The 16,366-nt window shown below is 36.6% G+C and carries 23 protein-coding genes; 20 read left to right on the forward strand and 3 right to left on the reverse strand.

Annotated features, from left to right (window positions below):
* Nucleotides 1-69 precede the first annotated feature (69 nt).
* From AC1VS3_RS04310 to AC1VS3_RS04355, 10 genes are all read left to right on the forward strand, one after another.
* A complete protein-coding gene (locus AC1VS3_RS04310) occupies nucleotides 70-1,050 on the forward strand; it encodes a PTS sugar transporter subunit IIC (RefSeq protein ID WP_481275529.1) in 981 nt (326 codons plus the stop codon).
* Between the two features lie 2 nt (nucleotides 1,051-1,052).
* On the forward strand, nucleotides 1,053-2,009 hold the full coding sequence (locus AC1VS3_RS04315) for an eIF2B alpha/beta/delta subunit family protein (RefSeq protein ID WP_008688187.1): 957 nt from the start codon (nucleotides 1,053-1,055) through the stop codon (nucleotides 2,007-2,009).
* Between the two features lie 2 nt (nucleotides 2,010-2,011).
* Nucleotides 2,012-2,920, forward strand: a complete 909-nt coding sequence (locus AC1VS3_RS04320) for a pseudouridine-5'-phosphate glycosidase (RefSeq protein WP_119983313.1) — start codon at nucleotides 2,012-2,014, stop codon at nucleotides 2,918-2,920.
* A gap of 141 nt (nucleotides 2,921-3,061) precedes the next feature.
* Nucleotides 3,062-3,553 carry a MarR family winged helix-turn-helix transcriptional regulator gene (locus tag AC1VS3_RS04325; RefSeq protein ID WP_119983314.1) on the forward strand — a complete coding sequence of 164 codons (492 nt, stop codon included), beginning with the start codon at nucleotides 3,062-3,064 and terminating at the stop codon, nucleotides 3,551-3,553.
* Nucleotides 3,540-3,938 (forward strand): FMN-binding protein, encoded by a 399-nt coding sequence (locus AC1VS3_RS04330; RefSeq protein ID WP_119983315.1) that lies wholly within the window; start codon nucleotides 3,540-3,542, stop codon nucleotides 3,936-3,938. Before AC1VS3_RS04325 ends, AC1VS3_RS04330 begins: the two co-directional genes overlap by 14 nt.
* A gap of 1 nt (nucleotide 3,939) precedes the next feature.
* Complete coding sequence (locus tag AC1VS3_RS04335; protein ID WP_481275530.1) at nucleotides 3,940-4,476, forward strand: flavodoxin family protein; 537 nt, start codon at nucleotides 3,940-3,942, stop codon at nucleotides 4,474-4,476.
* Between the two features lie 273 nt (nucleotides 4,477-4,749).
* Nucleotides 4,750-5,385 (forward strand): TetR/AcrR family transcriptional regulator, encoded by a 636-nt coding sequence (locus AC1VS3_RS04340; RefSeq protein WP_008978480.1) that lies wholly within the window; start codon nucleotides 4,750-4,752, stop codon nucleotides 5,383-5,385.
* Nucleotides 5,386-5,387: 2 nt separating this feature from the next.
* Complete coding sequence (locus AC1VS3_RS04345) at nucleotides 5,388-5,957, forward strand: flavodoxin family protein (RefSeq protein ID WP_008978479.1); 570 nt, start codon at nucleotides 5,388-5,390, stop codon at nucleotides 5,955-5,957.
* 138 nt (nucleotides 5,958-6,095) lie between these two features.
* On the forward strand, nucleotides 6,096-6,407 hold the full coding sequence (locus tag AC1VS3_RS04350; protein ID WP_418527254.1) for a WCX domain-containing protein: 312 nt from the start codon (nucleotides 6,096-6,098) through the stop codon (nucleotides 6,405-6,407).
* Nucleotides 6,408-6,585: 178 nt separating this feature from the next.
* Nucleotides 6,586-7,041 carry a low molecular weight protein-tyrosine-phosphatase gene (locus AC1VS3_RS04355; RefSeq protein WP_481275531.1) on the forward strand — a complete coding sequence of 152 codons (456 nt, stop codon included), beginning with the start codon at nucleotides 6,586-6,588 and terminating at the stop codon, nucleotides 7,039-7,041.
* A gap of 27 nt (nucleotides 7,042-7,068) precedes the next feature.
* On the opposite strand, the gene AC1VS3_RS04360 is transcribed toward AC1VS3_RS04355, so the two are convergent.
* The 3 genes from AC1VS3_RS04360 to AC1VS3_RS04370 all read right to left on the reverse strand — a co-directional run bounded on the left by AC1VS3_RS04360 (nucleotide 7,069) and on the right by AC1VS3_RS04370 (nucleotide 9,672).
* Complete coding sequence (locus AC1VS3_RS04360; RefSeq protein ID WP_008978477.1) at nucleotides 7,069-7,659, reverse strand: uracil-DNA glycosylase family protein; 591 nt, start codon at nucleotides 7,657-7,659, stop codon at nucleotides 7,069-7,071.
* Between the two features lie 59 nt (nucleotides 7,660-7,718).
* Nucleotides 7,719-8,951 (reverse strand): MFS transporter, encoded by a 1,233-nt coding sequence (locus AC1VS3_RS04365; RefSeq protein WP_481275532.1) that lies wholly within the window; start codon nucleotides 8,949-8,951, stop codon nucleotides 7,719-7,721.
* Between the two features lie 79 nt (nucleotides 8,952-9,030).
* Nucleotides 9,031-9,672, reverse strand: a complete 642-nt coding sequence (locus tag AC1VS3_RS04370; protein ID WP_481275533.1) for a TetR/AcrR family transcriptional regulator — start codon at nucleotides 9,670-9,672, stop codon at nucleotides 9,031-9,033.
* A 269-nt stretch (nucleotides 9,673-9,941) separates the two neighbouring features.
* Between AC1VS3_RS04370 and AC1VS3_RS04375 the strand changes: the two genes are divergently transcribed.
* The 10 genes from AC1VS3_RS04375 (at nucleotide 9,942) to nth (ending at nucleotide 16,364) form a co-directional block, all read left to right on the forward strand.
* Complete coding sequence (locus AC1VS3_RS04375) at nucleotides 9,942-10,466, forward strand: YqeG family HAD IIIA-type phosphatase (protein WP_008688217.1); 525 nt, start codon at nucleotides 9,942-9,944, stop codon at nucleotides 10,464-10,466.
* A complete protein-coding gene (gene yqeH, locus AC1VS3_RS04380) occupies nucleotides 10,459-11,538 on the forward strand; it encodes a ribosome biogenesis GTPase YqeH (RefSeq protein WP_117547548.1) in 1,080 nt (359 codons plus the stop codon). The genes AC1VS3_RS04375 and yqeH overlap by 8 nt, the downstream gene beginning before the upstream one ends.
* On the forward strand, nucleotides 11,538-11,822 hold the full coding sequence (gene yhbY / locus AC1VS3_RS04385) for a ribosome assembly RNA-binding protein YhbY (RefSeq protein WP_008688221.1): 285 nt from the start codon (nucleotides 11,538-11,540) through the stop codon (nucleotides 11,820-11,822). The genes yqeH and yhbY overlap by 1 nt, the downstream gene beginning before the upstream one ends.
* Before the next feature lies 1 nt (nucleotide 11,823).
* On the forward strand, nucleotides 11,824-12,849 hold the full coding sequence (gene nadD / locus AC1VS3_RS04390; RefSeq protein ID WP_008688223.1) for a nicotinate (nicotinamide) nucleotide adenylyltransferase: 1,026 nt from the start codon (nucleotides 11,824-11,826) through the stop codon (nucleotides 12,847-12,849).
* Nucleotides 12,846-13,184, forward strand: coding sequence for a ribosome silencing factor (gene rsfS, locus AC1VS3_RS04395; protein WP_008688226.1), 339 nt, complete (start codon nucleotides 12,846-12,848; stop codon nucleotides 13,182-13,184). Before nadD ends, rsfS begins: the two co-directional genes overlap by 4 nt.
* Nucleotides 13,181-13,885 carry a class I SAM-dependent DNA methyltransferase gene (locus AC1VS3_RS04400; protein ID WP_008688228.1) on the forward strand — a complete coding sequence of 235 codons (705 nt, stop codon included), beginning with the start codon at nucleotides 13,181-13,183 and terminating at the stop codon, nucleotides 13,883-13,885. Before rsfS ends, AC1VS3_RS04400 begins: the two co-directional genes overlap by 4 nt.
* A gap of 14 nt (nucleotides 13,886-13,899) precedes the next feature.
* Nucleotides 13,900-14,577, forward strand: coding sequence for a 5'-methylthioadenosine/adenosylhomocysteine nucleosidase (locus tag AC1VS3_RS04405; protein WP_008688230.1), 678 nt, complete (start codon nucleotides 13,900-13,902; stop codon nucleotides 14,575-14,577).
* A 141-nt stretch (nucleotides 14,578-14,718) separates the two neighbouring features.
* The gene (locus AC1VS3_RS04410) at nucleotides 14,719-15,174 is read left to right on the forward strand and encodes a hypothetical protein (RefSeq protein WP_008688232.1); all 456 of its coding nucleotides are present in this window, start codon (nucleotides 14,719-14,721) and stop codon (nucleotides 15,172-15,174) included.
* A gap of 9 nt (nucleotides 15,175-15,183) precedes the next feature.
* Nucleotides 15,184-15,717 (forward strand): DnaD domain-containing protein, encoded by a 534-nt coding sequence (locus AC1VS3_RS04415; RefSeq protein ID WP_008688234.1) that lies wholly within the window; start codon nucleotides 15,184-15,186, stop codon nucleotides 15,715-15,717.
* Nucleotides 15,717-16,364 carry an endonuclease III gene (gene nth, locus AC1VS3_RS04420; protein WP_008688235.1) on the forward strand — a complete coding sequence of 216 codons (648 nt, stop codon included), beginning with the start codon at nucleotides 15,717-15,719 and terminating at the stop codon, nucleotides 16,362-16,364. The genes AC1VS3_RS04415 and nth overlap by 1 nt, the downstream gene beginning before the upstream one ends.
* Nucleotides 16,365-16,366: the final 2 nt, after the last annotated feature.

Raw genomic sequence — 16,366 nt, forward strand, 5'->3', positions numbered from 1 at the left:
TAAACCCCATGATAATTTAGAGGCAGGTTTTATCCCCACGATAATTTAAATATCCGTTTCATTACGGCTTTGGCGAAACTTGCAGTACTCGCTGGGGTATCAGAAACAAATACGACGATCCAAATATTGAGTGTTGCAGGTGATGTCTTATATGGCTTTTTCCCTATTTTTATTGGCTGGTCAGCAGCTAAATATTTTAAGGCGAATATATCCATTACATTAATGGTAGTTGGATTATTGGTATATCCTAATTTTTCGGCAATATTTGCCAATGCGACAAGCGTCAATTTTTTAGGGATACCAGTAACCAATGTTTATTATGGTAGTTCCATTTTACCAGCAATCTGTTCGGCCTATTTGATATCTAAATGTGAATTTATTTTACGTAAAATACTTCCAAATGCCTTACGCAGTATCTTTGTTCCGTTTCTGAGTGCATTAATCGTAATTCCTTTACTTATTGTTGTGATTGGCCCTATAGGGGTATGGGGTGGAGAATTGTTTGCGAATTTGTTTAGATCGACATATGAGTTGAGCCCTGTATTAGCAGGTGCTATCATAGGCGGAATCTGGCAAATATTGATTATCTTTGGTATGCACATCGCTATTCTAGGGCTTGTATCTGCGCCTAATATCGCAATGTATGGAAGAGATATGATTATTATGACGCATGCGCCATCTTTGATTTGTCAAATTACAGCCGGGTTAGCTGTTGCTTTAAAAGCAAAAGATAAGAAAATTAAGAAAAATGCACTAACCTTAAGTTTAACATCATTTTTTTCAGGTAACGTCATTGAGCCTGTAATGTATGGTATAAACCTTAAATATAAAAAACCATTTATCGCAGTATGTATAGGTGGTGCTATTGGTGGCGCAATTACTGGAGCAGCAGGAGCTGGAACAGTGGCAGCGGTAGCACTAAGTATTTATACATTCCCAGTCTATTTGGGAGCAGGTTTTGGCGGTTTGATGTTAGGTTGTGTTGTTGGTGGCCTCATAACTTTTGTTTTAACTTATTTGATGGGAATTGATGAAAAGGAGAATGCATAGTAATGAAAAATCGAGTAAAAGATATTGCATTTCAATCAGCTGATCATGTAATAGAAGAAATACGCAATATGAATGTCAAGGGAGGAAGTCCTTTTGGTAGAGCAGCTGCTTGGGCATTTAAGCTTGCTTTGCAACAAGAGGATTTAAAAACTTTTAGCGAAATCAAAACACGGTTCACCTATTTAAAAAAACAGATGTATGAATTAAAGCCAACAATGGCAACAATTTATAATAGCTGTGAAGCCATTATGCAAGAATTAGATGAAACGATGAAAGTAAACATACTAAAAGAAAAGGTGATTCACTTATGTGATAATATTATTGAACAATCGTTTGTAGCTGTAGAAAAAGTCGGGGAAATTGGATCTCATCTTATTCATGATCATGATGTTGTTTTGATGCACAGCTATAGTAGTACATTGATGGGAATCTTTCAATCAGCAGCAAATGACAAGAAACGCTTTAAGGTTATTTGTACGGAATCAAGGCCTTTACGTGAATCACGAAATGCTGTGAATGTATTAACTCGATTAGGTATTGAAACGATGTTTATTTCAGATGCATCGGTATACGAGTTTATGAATGAGGCAGATATGATCATTATGGGAGCAGACACACTTTGTACCAATGGCGATGTTGCGAACAAGATGGGGAGTGCGCAAATTGCGCGTCTTGCACAAAGTTGCAAGATACCAGTTTATTTTGCAAGTGAATTATATAAACTTGATATAAGAACCTTAAATGGTGAAAAAGTGGTTTTAGAAAGAAGAGATAAATGCGAGCTTGTAGATGAAGATGATTTTAAGGATTTTGATCAAGTAGAAGTCATAAACCAATTTTTCGATCTGACACCAGCAAGCGATATAACAGGAATCGTTACGGAATTCGGTGTTCTGCATCCATCCCAGATGTTGCAATACTGGTCAAAATTATGGGATAACATTAAGGAGGGTGAATAAATATGAATGCATTTTTAGATATAAAAGATGAGGTGCTGAAAGCAATTGAAGGTAATAAAGCAGTCGTGGCTTTAGAATCAACAATTATTTCACATGGAATGCCGTATCCCCAAAATGTGGAAATGGCGAAAAATTGTGAAGCTATTATCCGTGAGCAAGGGGCAGTACCAGCAACCATAGCAATTATGGATGGAAAAATTAAAATTGGTTTAAATGATGAAGATTTACAAACATTGGCAACCGCAAAGGATGTTGTGAAAGTTTCACGTAGAGATTTGGCTCAGGTTTTATCTGAAAAGAAAATAGGCGCTACTACGGTTGCAACTACGATGATATGTGCGAAACTTGCTGGTATTAAATTTTTTGTGACAGGCGGAATAGGTGGAATTCATCGTGGATATGAACAGACACTAGATGTTTCAGCTGATTTAGAAGAGCTTGCACAAACGGATGTTAACGTTATTTGCGCAGGGGCGAAGTCAATCTTAGACTTGCCGAGAACATTAGAATATCTTGAAACGAAGGGGGTTTGCGTCGTAGGATATAAAACAGATTATTTACCACAATTTTTTACTGCTGAAAGTGAGTATAAATTAAACACGAGAATGGATTGTGTTGAAGATATCAGTGCCTTAATACATACAAAAGAGAAATTAGGTTTACAAGGTGGCATTTTAATCACCAATCCTATTCCTAAGGAAGATTCTATGGATAAGGCATATATTGATTCTTTGATTTTACAAGCATTAAAAGAAGCTGATGAAAAAGGAATTAAAGGAAAAGCCGTTACACCTTTTCTGTTAGCTGAAATCGTTAAAAACAGTCATGGTGAAAGTCTTAAAGCAAATATTGCATTAGTATACAATAATGCAAAGCTAGGTGCAAAGCTGGCGGTTGAATATTTTAAATAGATAATATGAATGTAGAGGAGATTGTACTTATCTCCTCTTTTTGATGTCACAAACATTTCTTATTTTTTAATTATTTATCTTGCTAAATACGTAACAAGTTGCTATAATATGAGTAACTTGTTACTAATAAAGGAGATAAACATGGAACTACAAGAACTGATACAACGTTTTTCAAAGACGCGTGAGCAACAGGAAAAAGCTATTTTTAGTACTTTATTCATATTAGGGAATCGTTTGCAGACTATTTTTGATGAACGGATCCCAGATATCACATTAAAGCAGTTTATGTTGCTGTCATTAATTCGCCAAGTAGATACACAGATGACCTTTACTCAATTAGGTAGTATGATGGGGTGTTCGAGACAAAATGTTAAAAAGTTAGCAGCTGTTTTAGAACGAAACGGTTATGTAACCATCAAAAAAAACAAAGCAGATGTGCGGGCAGCTACAATTGTTCCTACACCAAAGATGCATGATTTCTTTGATACGATATTTGTGAATTATCAAAAAGAGCTTACGTATGTATTTGAACACTACAGCAATGAAGAATTACAACAATTGTTTCAATTGTTTATGCGTTTATATGAGGGAGTAGAGTGTTTGGAAAAGAGGACAAAAAGTGAAAAAGCATAAAAAAATGAAACGCATTGCTATCTGTGTACTTGTGGGTTTGGTGGGAATCGGCATTTCCATCGTTGTATTATTACAGGATATTACACAAAAAACAAACCGGATAAAGCTTCATACACCGAAACTTGCAGCAATAAAGGATGGTGTGTATGAAGGAAGTTATAGCATATTTCCTATATCCGCAAAGGTCAAAGTGTATATTGAAAACAATGGCATAGCCGATGTGAAAATCATTACCCATGAACATGGTTTAGGAAAGGCTGCTGAAAATATCGTAAGCGATGTATTGCAGAAACAATCCTTAGAGGTAGATACTGTATCACAAGCAACCATTAGCAGTGTATGTATTTTAAAGGCTGCCGAACAGGCGATGGAAAAAGGAGAATAACATGAAGAATTTAATTATCTATACATCAAAATATGGCGCATCCCAACGCTATGCAGAAATGATATCACATGCGTTAGGGGATCCTGCGATGGAATTAAAGCAATGTAAGAAGCAAATGTTAGAAACAGCCGATCGTATTATCCTTGTAGGAGGTATTTATGCCGGGAAAATTGCTGGGATGAAGTATGTAAAGAAAATGGAACGTCATATTAAGATGAAAAAAATTTATGTATTTGCGGTAGGGGCAAGTGCGTATTGCGATGATTATCTTGAAGAAATTAAAATGAATAACATGAAAAATTGTAATCTTACGATTTCGTTTTCCTATGGGCAAGGGACATATGATGAAGAGAAGATGAATTTCAAAGACAGAGCATTATGTCGCTCATTACGCAAAGCTTTACAGGGGAAAGATGTTTCGGAAATGGATGCATCTATGCGTGCGTTGGTAAATACGCAAGGAAAAGCCCATGATTGGATAGATAAAAAATATGTGGATATGTTCTTAAAAAAGGTAAGTGAATGTAGTAACGCATAGATATATGCCTATATGAACTGGCCTCATTTCAACCTTGATAATTTGAAAATGGAAGGAAAGTGCCTTAATATCGTATGATTGTATGTTTTATGAAACGGTGGCTTCTAATAGGAATGGAAGCTGCCTTTTTTTCATGTGAAAGGGAGATGATCGTCAATTAATAAAAATAAACCAAAAAAGTCAATTGTACACGAAAGAAACCATTTAAATTGACATGAGCACTGGAAATTGTTTATAATTAAACTGTGAGTTTAATTATAAGAGGAGGAGACAATGGGACGAAGGAAAAAAGAGCCGAAAAGTACTCATCGGGAAAAGATTGCTGCAGCAGCATCTACCTTATTTATGCAAAAGGGTATTACGGCGACTTCTATGGATGATATAGCAAAAGCAGCCGGATACAGCAAAGCGACCCTTTATGTTTATTTTAAGAATAAGGAGGAAATTATCGGTATTTTGGTTTTAGATAGTATGCGAAAGCTTTACGATTCTATATCTTCTGCGTTAGTACAACAGGAAACAACGAAAACAAAATATGATTTTATTTGTCGTGGATTGGTGCAGTATCAAGAAGAATTTCCTTTTTATTTTAAGATGGTATTAGATAAAATCAATATTGACTTTGAAAATAATGATTGTTTGCCCGAGGAGAAGGAAACATATCAAATAGGAGAAAAAATAAACGATAAGTTAAAAGATTTTCTGATATCTGGTATGGAAAACGATGATTTGCGTGAAGATCTGAAAATTATCCCAACTATATTTACTTTTTGGGGGATGCTATCAGGACTTATTCAACTAGCTACGAATAAGGAGAACTATATTCAAAGTACGATGAATTTATCGAAAAAGCAATTTTTGGATTATGGTTTTCAAATGTTGTATCAATCTATTGCAAAGGAGAAATGACTATGAATGAAAAGAATGTACTTGCCATTTTTGCTAGTCCCCATACAAATGGGATGACAGCAGCTATGTTTGATTGTGCAGTTCATAAAGCAGAAGAAAGGGGATATACAGTAAGGAAAGTAAATTTATATGAAAAAAATATTTCTTTCTGCAAAGGTTGTCGGGCTTGTATGGATACCAAAGTTTGTGTTCAAAAAGATGATATACAAGAAATTGTTGCCTTATTACAGAAATCCTTGATTGTATTTCTGGCAGCACCTGTTTATTGGGCAAATGTGCCAGCACCGGTCAAAAATTTGTTTGATAGATTATTAGGAACAGCAATGGAAGAAACAACAACTTTCCCCAAGCCACGTTTGAAAGGCAAGAAATATTTGCTATTAACTTCCTGTAATACTCCTGCACCGTTTTCATGGGTTTTTGGTCAAAGCAGAGGGGCAATCCGCAATATGGATGAATTTTTCAAAACAGCAGGTATGAAACCTATAGGAAAAATTGTATGTGCAAATGCGGCTAACAAAAAGAAACTATCCCCGGCATTAATTAAAAAGATAGAACGGTGTGTGAAATAAATGGATTGTATTGTTTACTTATATGCTTAATATTGGAAAGATAGCAAGATGATTAGAGAATACAAGATAAAATGAAAATGACATAGCATTTACGTCATTTTTTAATGGAATAGGATACTTAAAACTTCGTATAAGACATTGCGTAAAAGCGGAAGATGTTCACTAAAACCAAAATTAGAATTTGCAGATGTTTTAGCAACCCTACAAACAAATATTAAAATTCGTATTCATAAGTCTATCGTAGATAGGGTACTTGATTATTGTTCATACGAAAATTTCATTCCCGATGATAAGGAGCATTACATCGTCAGTTTCCCTTTTATAGAGAATGATTATTATTATGATATTGTTTTGAGCTTCGGAGACAAGTGCGTATGTTTGGAACCATTACATGTTCGTGAAAAAATGAAGCAGAGAATATATGATATAGCATCTCTATATAAAAAGTAATAGTTACTATAGTATAGTGTTATGGTAGAGAGTTACAGAATATGTTATAATTTTTTCGCCATATTGGGGATTGCAAGATAATATGAAGAATTTTGAGAAAATATAAAATAAGAAAGTGAAAAAACCGAAATAATGTCCTAACATTAAGGAAATATAAAGATATAAGGAGTGTTAAACTATGTTAAAAATACTATTCGTCTGCCACGGCAACATCTGTCGCTCGACAATGGCAGAATCCATCATGTGCTGGCTGGTTGAAAAGAACCATCTGCAGAAAGCATATTGTATTGCTTCTGCTGCAACAAGCACAGAAGAAATTGGCAATCCGATTCATCATGGAACAAGAAGAAAACTTAGGGAACAAAATATTCCAATTGTTGAACATTATGCACGACAGATTTGCTTACAAGATGCAGAAAAATACGATTACATCATTGGTATGGATGATGCCAATATACGTAATCTAACACGCATGCTGCCAGCACAGTATCATCATAAACTTTCTAAATTATTGGATCATACAAAGCGAAAAGGGAATATCGCGGATCCTTGGTATACAGGTAATTTCGATGAAACATTTACGGATGTATTGGAAGGCTGTCAAGGATTATTAGAGGAAACTAGACCAAAATGAAAATGACGTAACTGCTACGTCATTTTTTTAAAGCGATGGAATATCTAAAATTTCATGTAAGACTTTGCGTAAAAGTGGAAGGCGTTCACTAATAAATTTTGGATGTTGTTTGAGCCAGCGATTATTTAAAGGGGAAGGGTGTGGCAAGATGAAAGCTTTTCGATCGTGTAAGGTTTGGGTATTAAAGACAAGATCATGAAAAGGTATTTTGGGGAATATATAAGAGGCAGCAAGTGCACCGATGATGATATAAAGCTCGTTATCCACCATTGCCATTTCTTTTTGTAACCAGTGCTCTGCACAATGTTTAGGTGGTAAACAATCACCTCCACGCTCTTTTTTGCCGGGATAACAATGTCCCATAGAGGCAATGTAGAAATTGTTTGGATCATAAAAGCATGCATCACTTATTTGATACCATTCTTGGCGCAACCGTTTTCCACTGGCATCGTTAAAAGGAAGGCCACTTTCATGTACATGAATGGAAGGCGCCTGAGAAATCTGAAAAATTTTTGCGTGGGGATTTCCTTGAAAAATCGGTCTTGGCTCGTGTGGAAAGATGTTTTCACAAAGCCGACATTGTAAAAGCTCTTTTTTAATTTCTTCAAAATCGCTCATAGTATCACCTCTTAGTAATATTTATTATAAAACATAGGAAGCATGGCATACAAGAAAAGTTATTCTATTACTTTTAATATTGAGCGACAGCGTAAACTGATGCCAATGGATATGAAGGCAGCGACCATAAAAATCAGATAAGGCAGCGCATCCAATACATCAAATAAGACACCATAGACAGCTTGTCCTAACGGATAGGTACACATAACGATCATCGTAACAAAGGAACTGACTTTTCCTAGCATCTCGTTTGGTGTGTTTTGTTGTAAATAGGTTTGTGCATAGATGTTGAAAATAGCAGCAAAAGCCATACATAAAATACTGGCAGCGAATACGATAGCATAACTTACATAAACACTATTTAAAAACATTATGGCTAGACCGATAGGGAAAAGAAATAAGCTGGCAAGCATGAGAAAGATATACGAATGAGCTAGCTGAAAACGTTTTTGAAAGATAGGTAGTAACATAGCGCCAATGATGCTGCCAATACCGATACCTGCCTGTAACCAGCCAAAGTAAACGGGATCTAAAGCTAGTGTGATATTTGAAATGACCGGCAAACCGACACTCATTAAAGATGATAAAATGAAATTTAACAGGGCAAGGATCATCAATAACTTAAATAATGTTGGACGATCACAATAGACGAATTGCATACCTGCTTTCAGATCATGCCAGGTGGATTTTAGAAATGTATCTTTTCGTTTTTGAGGCACAAACGGAATCTGCATGATGCATTCCAATAGGGAAGAAAATAAGAAGCAAGCAGCAGAAATAATCAATAAAGTAGCAAAGGGAAGCAGGCTGAATAAAACACCACCTAAGATGGGACCTAACAAAGTGGCTAACGCATTTACTTGTACGGTAATCCCATTCGCTTGCATCAATTTTTCTTCATCGACCAATAAGGGAATACTAGCTTGTACAGCAGGTTGATAGAAGGATTGAATAATTGATAATACGATCATTGTGATGGCAACAAGGGCTAAGGAAGATGCTTGTGTGATTAAATACGTGAAACCAAGCAGTAAAAAACCGGTAAAGCAATCTAGTAAGATCATGATATGACGACGACTCATACGATCTGCTAAAACACCGCCAACGGGGGATAAGAGAATGGTAGGAATCATGGAAATAGCTAAGATCGTGGCAAATGCACTAGCTGAACCGGTGGTATCTAATACATAAAGGGACAAGGAAAAGCGAAGCATGGCATTGCCGAATAATGAGATGATCTGGCCGATGACAAGCAAAGTGAAATTTTTGTTCCATACATAATGTTTCTTCATATAAGAGTTCTCCTTTTTATAATACCGAACGACGGTATGTATGTTGGCTAAAAGATAGCTGCCATATTAGGCAGCAATATTAGGCGAGTACAGCTTTCAAATATTCTAAGAAATTTTGTTCCAGTTCATCATTGATAATAGGAATTCCCATTTCTTCCATCAATTTGCGTAAATACGTAACTTTATTCTTGATATGCTGTTCATCATAAGGTTCTAAAGGAGTTACTAACCAGAAATTGATTAACAATAGATACACCTGACTGGCACATAGGGGATCTTGTGCTTGGATACTACCATCTTTGATACCTTCTTCAATTAAGGTAGCACCAAAAGCGGCAGCTTCACATAGTGTTTCCCGTAAACTCATGACCATAAACTTTGGATTAGAATAGGCATCCATCATGACGGGATCAAGTGAACGTTTACGTGGATCCTTTAGCTGAGCCTTAAAAATCATACGTAGTTTTTCCAGTCCATTCATATCGTTGAATGAAGATACATAAGCTCTTAATCCGTCAATGGAGGAATAGGATTGATTTCCCAATGCCTCAATGATATCATCCTTTGATTTGAAATGGTGATAAATAGCACCTTTTGACATTCCTAAAGCATCTACAATATCTTGAATGGTTGTTTTCTCATAGCCTTTTTCGTCAAATAATTTAAGACTGACATCCAGAATTTTTTGAACGGTTTGTTCTGGATGTTTATTTCTAGCCATAACCACACCTCACTAACATACATACGTTTGGTATGTATAGAGTGTAACACTCTTTTTTGAAAAAGTAAAGAAAATAAACGGATAAAAGATTGTGATGAAAGTGCAACTCCTTTTTCTTCACATCATGAATAACTGTATTTGGAAATCGGCAGATAGCCATTCATGATATGGTAAAAAAGCCATTTGCATTGATTTTTACATGTTTTTTCTACCCAGACAACAAGGAAATATGGTAAGATATATACTGTGAATTCAAAGGAGTGCATGGAATGCTGAAACTGTTTACCCCGAATTATTATATCCATCGTTATACGGCACTGCGACCTGCGTTTTTAAAAGAACAAGGCATTCAGCTGTTGATTTGCGATATTGATAATACGCTTGTCCCTCATGATGTAGCTGTACCGGATGATGAAGCAATCGCTTTTTTGAAATCCATTCAGGATGCAGGTATTCAAATTGTTTTTATATCCAATAATGTAGAAGAACGTGTTGCCACCTTTGCGAAAGGATTAAATATTCCTTTTTATCCATTTGCTATGAAGCCGTTGCCTAAAACCTACCGAAAAATGTTAAAAGATTTTCATGTGAAGCGAGATGTGGTGGCAGTTTTAGGTGATCAGCTGATGACGGATATCTTAGGTGCCAATGTTATGCGGTTTTATACGATTTTGACGGCACAAGTCGTTGAACGTGATCTTTCTTTCACTAAGGTGAATCGCGTGTTTGAAAATATTGTGTTTTCCTTATTGAAAGTAACAGGAAAACTGGTGAAAGGAGAATATGATGAGTAAGATTTGTAAAGGCTGTGGCATTGTTATGCAAAGTGAAGATAAAACAAAACTTGGTTATACACCAAAACCAGAGGCAGACTATTGTCAAAGGTGTTTTCGTATTCGTCATTACGATGATGTTGTCATCTCTATGAAACAAGGAATTGATTCGGATGAGGTGCTGGCACGTATAGCGATGATGGATGCACTTGTTGTTTGGGTCGTTGATCTGTTTGATTTTGAGGCAAATATGGTCAGTGGGTTAAATCGACATCTGCTGCATAAAGACATCTTAATGGTGGCAACTAAAAGAGATCTGCTGCCGGCAACCATGTCGGATCAAAAATTAGGCGATTTTTTGTTACAGCGTTTAAAAGAACTTTCTATTCAGGTTAAGGGAATTGTCATTTGCGGAGATTTGATGAAACATCCAAGACGTGATGAAAATAATTCCATTGATGAGATTGCATATGCCATTGAACATTATCGCAATGAACGTGATGTTGTGGTGATGGGAATGGCAAATGCAGGAAAAAGTACAATGTTAAATGCCTTATGTGAGAAAGGGGATCTGACGACTTCTCGTCATCCGGGTACAACCTTGGATTTTAATGAAATCAACATGGATGGCTATACCTTATATGATACTCCGGGATTAACAAGAATGGATTCTTTATTGACACATGTAGATGATAAGCTATTGAAGACAATGATTCCACTAAAACCATTAAAACCGAGAGGATATCAATTGTATCAAGACCAGACTATATCCTTAGCAGGTTTTGTACGCTTGGATTTGCTAGGTGGTCACAAGGTGAGCTGTGTAGCATACTTTGCGCCTGATCTTCCTTTACATCGCAGCAAACAGGAAAAGGCTGATCAGTTATGGCAACAACATCTCGGTGAATTATTGGCGCCTGCCATTGATGAGAGCATAAAGGAGATGCAGATGTTTGAAATGCATCCAAAAGGTGAAAAAGTTGATGTAGTGATTCATGGCTTAGGCTGGTTTTGTGTAAGTGGAGATGTGAAAACGATTCGTGTATATGTTAGTAAATATGCAAATGTAACATTTAGAAAGGCGATGATATAATGTTAACAAGTAAAGATAAAAAAACACTGCGCTCAATTGCGCAAACGAGAAAGGCGTTATTTCAGATAGGAAAAGATGGAGTGACGCTCAATATGATTAAAACAATTTCCGATTCTTTAGAAGCACATGAATTGGTAAAAGTTTCATTATTAAAAACATGTCCTCTTTCCGTACAAGAGGCAGCTTTAGATATTGCTGGGGGAACGCGTAGTGAAGTTGTACAAACGATAGGACGTACTGTTATTTTCTATCGACGCAGCAAAGAGAATAAGCTGGGGTTATAATATGCGTATCGCTTTGCTGGGAGGAAGTTTTGATCCGATACACGAGGGCCATTTGCGAATTGCGAAAACCGCTTTAGCAAAACTTCCAATTGATGAGGTTTGGTTTTTACCTTGTAAAGATGCGCCATTAAAAAAGGGACAACAAGTAGCTTTCCATCATCGATGTGCCATGGTGAAGTTGGCGATAGCTCCATATCGTAAAATGAAGCTTTGTACATTAGAAGGAGAGCTAGATGGTGTTTCCTATACGATACGTACGATAAAGGAACTAAAAAAACGTTTTCCTCATGACACTTTTTCTTTTTTGATTGGTGATGATCAGGCAGCGCAATTTGATAAATGGAAAGATAGTGCGCAATTGAAACAAGAAGCATGCTTTTATGTGTTTTCACGTCATGAAGACGGTCAGTTGCCGACGGGGATGAAACGTGTTCCAATGCAACTGATTTCGGTTTCTAGTACAGAAATTAGAAATGGTGAAAAGAAATGGGCTTTACCTAAGACAGTAAGGCGTTATATCGGAAGCAATGGGCTATATGTAATAAATTGGGTGAAAGCAAGTATGTCGGAAAAGCGTTTCCAGCATTCGGTATCGGTCGCTGAAGTTTGTGTCAGACTAGCACATGCACATCACTTAGACGAACATGTCGCATGGTGTATGGGTATTGCACACGATATTTGTAAACAAATGCCTTTTGAAAAGGCAAAGATCTGGATGATTCATCATATGCCATCTCATTTGCAAGAAAATAGTGCGATTTGGCATGGCTATATTGGCGCTGATTATACAAAACGCTTTTTATATATGGAGGATAAACGTATCATCTCTGCTATTTATCATCATGTCTTAGGAGATGGCGCTTCGCCATATGCAATTATTTTATATGTGGCAGATAAGCTGGATCCAGCGCGAGGCTATGATTCCAGTGAACAACTGTTATTGTGTGAAAAAAGCTTGTCATTGGGATTGGCAAGAGTAAAACAGGAACAGCAGGAATATTTGCGAAAAAAAGGAGTAATTTCATGAAGGAATTAATAAAAGTCGTACAAAAAGCCATAGATGAAAAAAAGGGAGAACACCCTGTTATATTTGAATATCATACATTAAACCCGTTCATTGATTATGTGGTGATTTGCAGTGCTCCAAGTTTACGCCAGGTTTATGCGATTGCAGATAATGTGGCAGATCGTGTAAAGGAACATGGTTATACTGTACGCAGCATGGAAGGCGATAAGGATTCCAGTTGGGTGTTGGTTGATTTAGACAGTATTGTCGTACATGTATTTCAAACAGAAGAAAGAGCGCACTTTCAGTTAGAAAAATTATATGCGGATTTGCCTAGTGAGGACTTTTCCTTATGATGTATGGAACATTGGCACAATTTTATGATGCTTTAGTTAAAGATGAAGAAGCTACGCAAGCATGGGTATCGTTAATCGAAGAATATGTAAACGGTAAGGAAGTGCTAGAACTCGCTTGCGGCAGTGGAGAAATTACGATAGCACTTGCGAAGGATGGTTACCATGTTACTGGAACGGATATCAGCGCAGAGATGCTGCAGGCAGCCAAAAAGAAAAAAGATCATGATCTAGTAGACTGGAAAGTGATGGATATGTGTGATTTTCAGGTTGATGTAAGTTATGATGGTATTTTATGTTTATGCGATTCTTTTAATTATTTATTAAAAAAAGAACAAGTGCAAAAATTGTTCACTCAAGTTAAATCGCATTTAACGAAAGATGGTGTCTTTATTATGGATATGCATTCAATGGATCGATTGTTAGAGTTTGCGGAAGAATATAATGAAGCTGGAAGAATTGATCATCATGAATATCAATGGACGATTCAGACAATCGAAGACTGTATCTATCAGAATTTTGCTTTTTATGATGAAGCTGGCAGGGTAAGTCTGGAACAACATATCCAGCGTGTTTATGATCCTATGTGGGTGAAAGAACAGCTAGAAGCTCTTGATTTTGATGTAAAAATCATTACTGATTTTACATTTGATGGTATCCAAGAAGGTGAAAAATTGTTTTATATTTGTAAAAGGAAATCATAAAGGGAGGGAATAACATGATTGGTATTATCGCAGCAATGGAGAAAGAGATGGATGCTATAACATCTTTATTGACAAATAAGGAAGAATATAAGGTATCCGGTATTGCAATGGTAAAAGGCAGTATCAAAGGGAAAAATGTCATTGTAATGAAGAGTGGCGTTGGCAAGGGGAATGCCGCGATGGCGACAACGATTCTGTTTGAAAATTTTGTTATTACGGCAGTGATAAATATTGGTACGGCAGGTGGCTTAAAAAAGGAACAGCAGGTGTTGGATGCTGTCTTGTCGACACGCGTCGTACAACACGATTTTGATACTAGCATCATTGATGGAAATGATGGATTAGGGTTGTATTATGATGCTGATGCGAAATTAATCGATGTATGTGATCAGGTGTTAACATCTATGGGAGTACGTGTGTTTCGTGGCTTAGTGGCCAGTGGAGATCAATTTATTGCTGAAGATGAAAAACGTGAACGTATAGAAACTTTATTTCCGGATGCCATCTGTGCAGAAATGGAAGCCGGAGCGATTGCCCAAGTATGTTCTCATTATCACGTACCTTTTGTTGTCTTGCGCTCTTTAAGCGATGTAGCACATAAAGAAGATTCACAAATGGATTTCTTAACATACGCAGAACATGCTGCAAAACGCAGTGCCACCTTATGTCAAGAATTCATGGAATTTATGTAATAGACATCCAATCAAGGATGTTTTTTTATAGAAAGGGGCATCGCTTTGTTAAGAAGTGCTGCTCAAGCAAGGTATTTCTTGCGTATAAAGAAAGACAAATGCAAAAAAATCATGTATAATGAGGTACGTTAGGAGGTCGCTATGAAAATAAATGGAAAATCAGTAGCTGTTACATGTGGACTGCTGTTTATGGCATTGATTGTCATTTTTATCGAAATCGCTATTTTTATTAGTGGGCCTGCGCGTAAATTTGAAGATAAGGTAGATCATCAGATTGCCAAAATCAAAGAATCTTATGCGCGAATAGAGGATGTACAGCGCCATGTCTTTCATTATGTTGTCTACATAGGAGAAGATAGCGATATGTATGTCTGGTTTAATGAAAAAGGTAAAGCCATTGCCAGTCGCAAGAAAACAAGTTATCAAAAGGCGGCTGTAAACGCTCTTATAGAAAAAAACTATCAAGGTAAGGTTAGTAAGGTATCACTTGGCTATGGGTATAAAAATCCTGTTTATGTAGTGAATTTTGATAAAGGTGAAGTATTATTGGATTATGATACATTAGATGAAGTCTATTATCTGAAGAAAGGAGAATAGCATACAGTTATGGATTGGTGGAAAGAAAAGTTTATCAACCGCCGTGATTACATGCTAGATCATTTAGATGAATTAACGATGACTAGCGATGAGACCTTATTGATCATGTTAATTGATTTTTTAAATCAACACCAAATTCCGGTCACTCACGGTATTTTGGCAAAAAAGATGAAAAAGGATAGTGGCGAAATTGATGATTTATTATCCCAGCTTAGTGCAAAAGGATATGTGCAGCTGACATTTCAAAATGGGAAGATTTTATTTGAAATTGATGGTGTTTTTGCCGGCGCTAAGGAAAAAACGATGAATTTTGATGCTTCTTTATTTGATCTATTTGAAACAGAGTTTGCTCGACCATTATCACATATGGAATTGCAACGGCTGGCAGATTGGTTAAATGTATATGAGCAGAAATTAATTGGTTATGCCTTACGAGAAGCGTTGACTTATGAGCATCTGAGTTTTGATTATATCGAGCGTATTTTGGTAGAGTGGAAAAAGCGTGGATTGCGTCCGGAAGATTATGAGGAGGGGAAACGATAATGACAACAGATGAAATTTTAGATATATTAGAATTACGTTTTCCTAATGCACATTGTGAATTGGTGCATCAAAATCCCTTTGAATTATTAGTAGCCGTAGTTTTATCTGCGCAAACTACAGATGCTGCGGTTAATAAGATAACGCCTGCTTTATTTGAGGCATTTCCAACTCCGAAAGCATTAGCTTCGGCAAATAGTAAAGAAGTCGAAGCTAAAATTCGCCGCATTGGATTATATCGCAATAAAGCACGCTCTATTCAGGCTTTAAGTGCTTCTTTGGTAGAACATTTTGACGGACAAGTACCACAGAGCATGAAGGAGTTGACTTCTTTAGCCGGAGTAGGTCGTAAAACAGCAAATGTAGTACGCAGTGTTTGTTTTGATATTCCAGCAATTGCAGTGGATACACATGTAGAACGTATCGCTAAGCGATTAGGGCTGGCGAAAGTAGGGGATAGTGTTGAAGTAGTAGAACAAAAATTAAAACGTAAAATCAAAAGAGAGCGATGGAATCGTGCACATCATTTATTTATCTTCTTTGGTCGATACCAATGCACTGCAAGAAATCCTCAGTGTGATCAATGTCCCTTTGCCTCGTTTTGCAAAAAAGACAAGTTGGAAGCATATCGCAGTCAGAAAAAAAGCTGACT

The organism is Longicatena sp. (genome assembly GCF_982403165.1).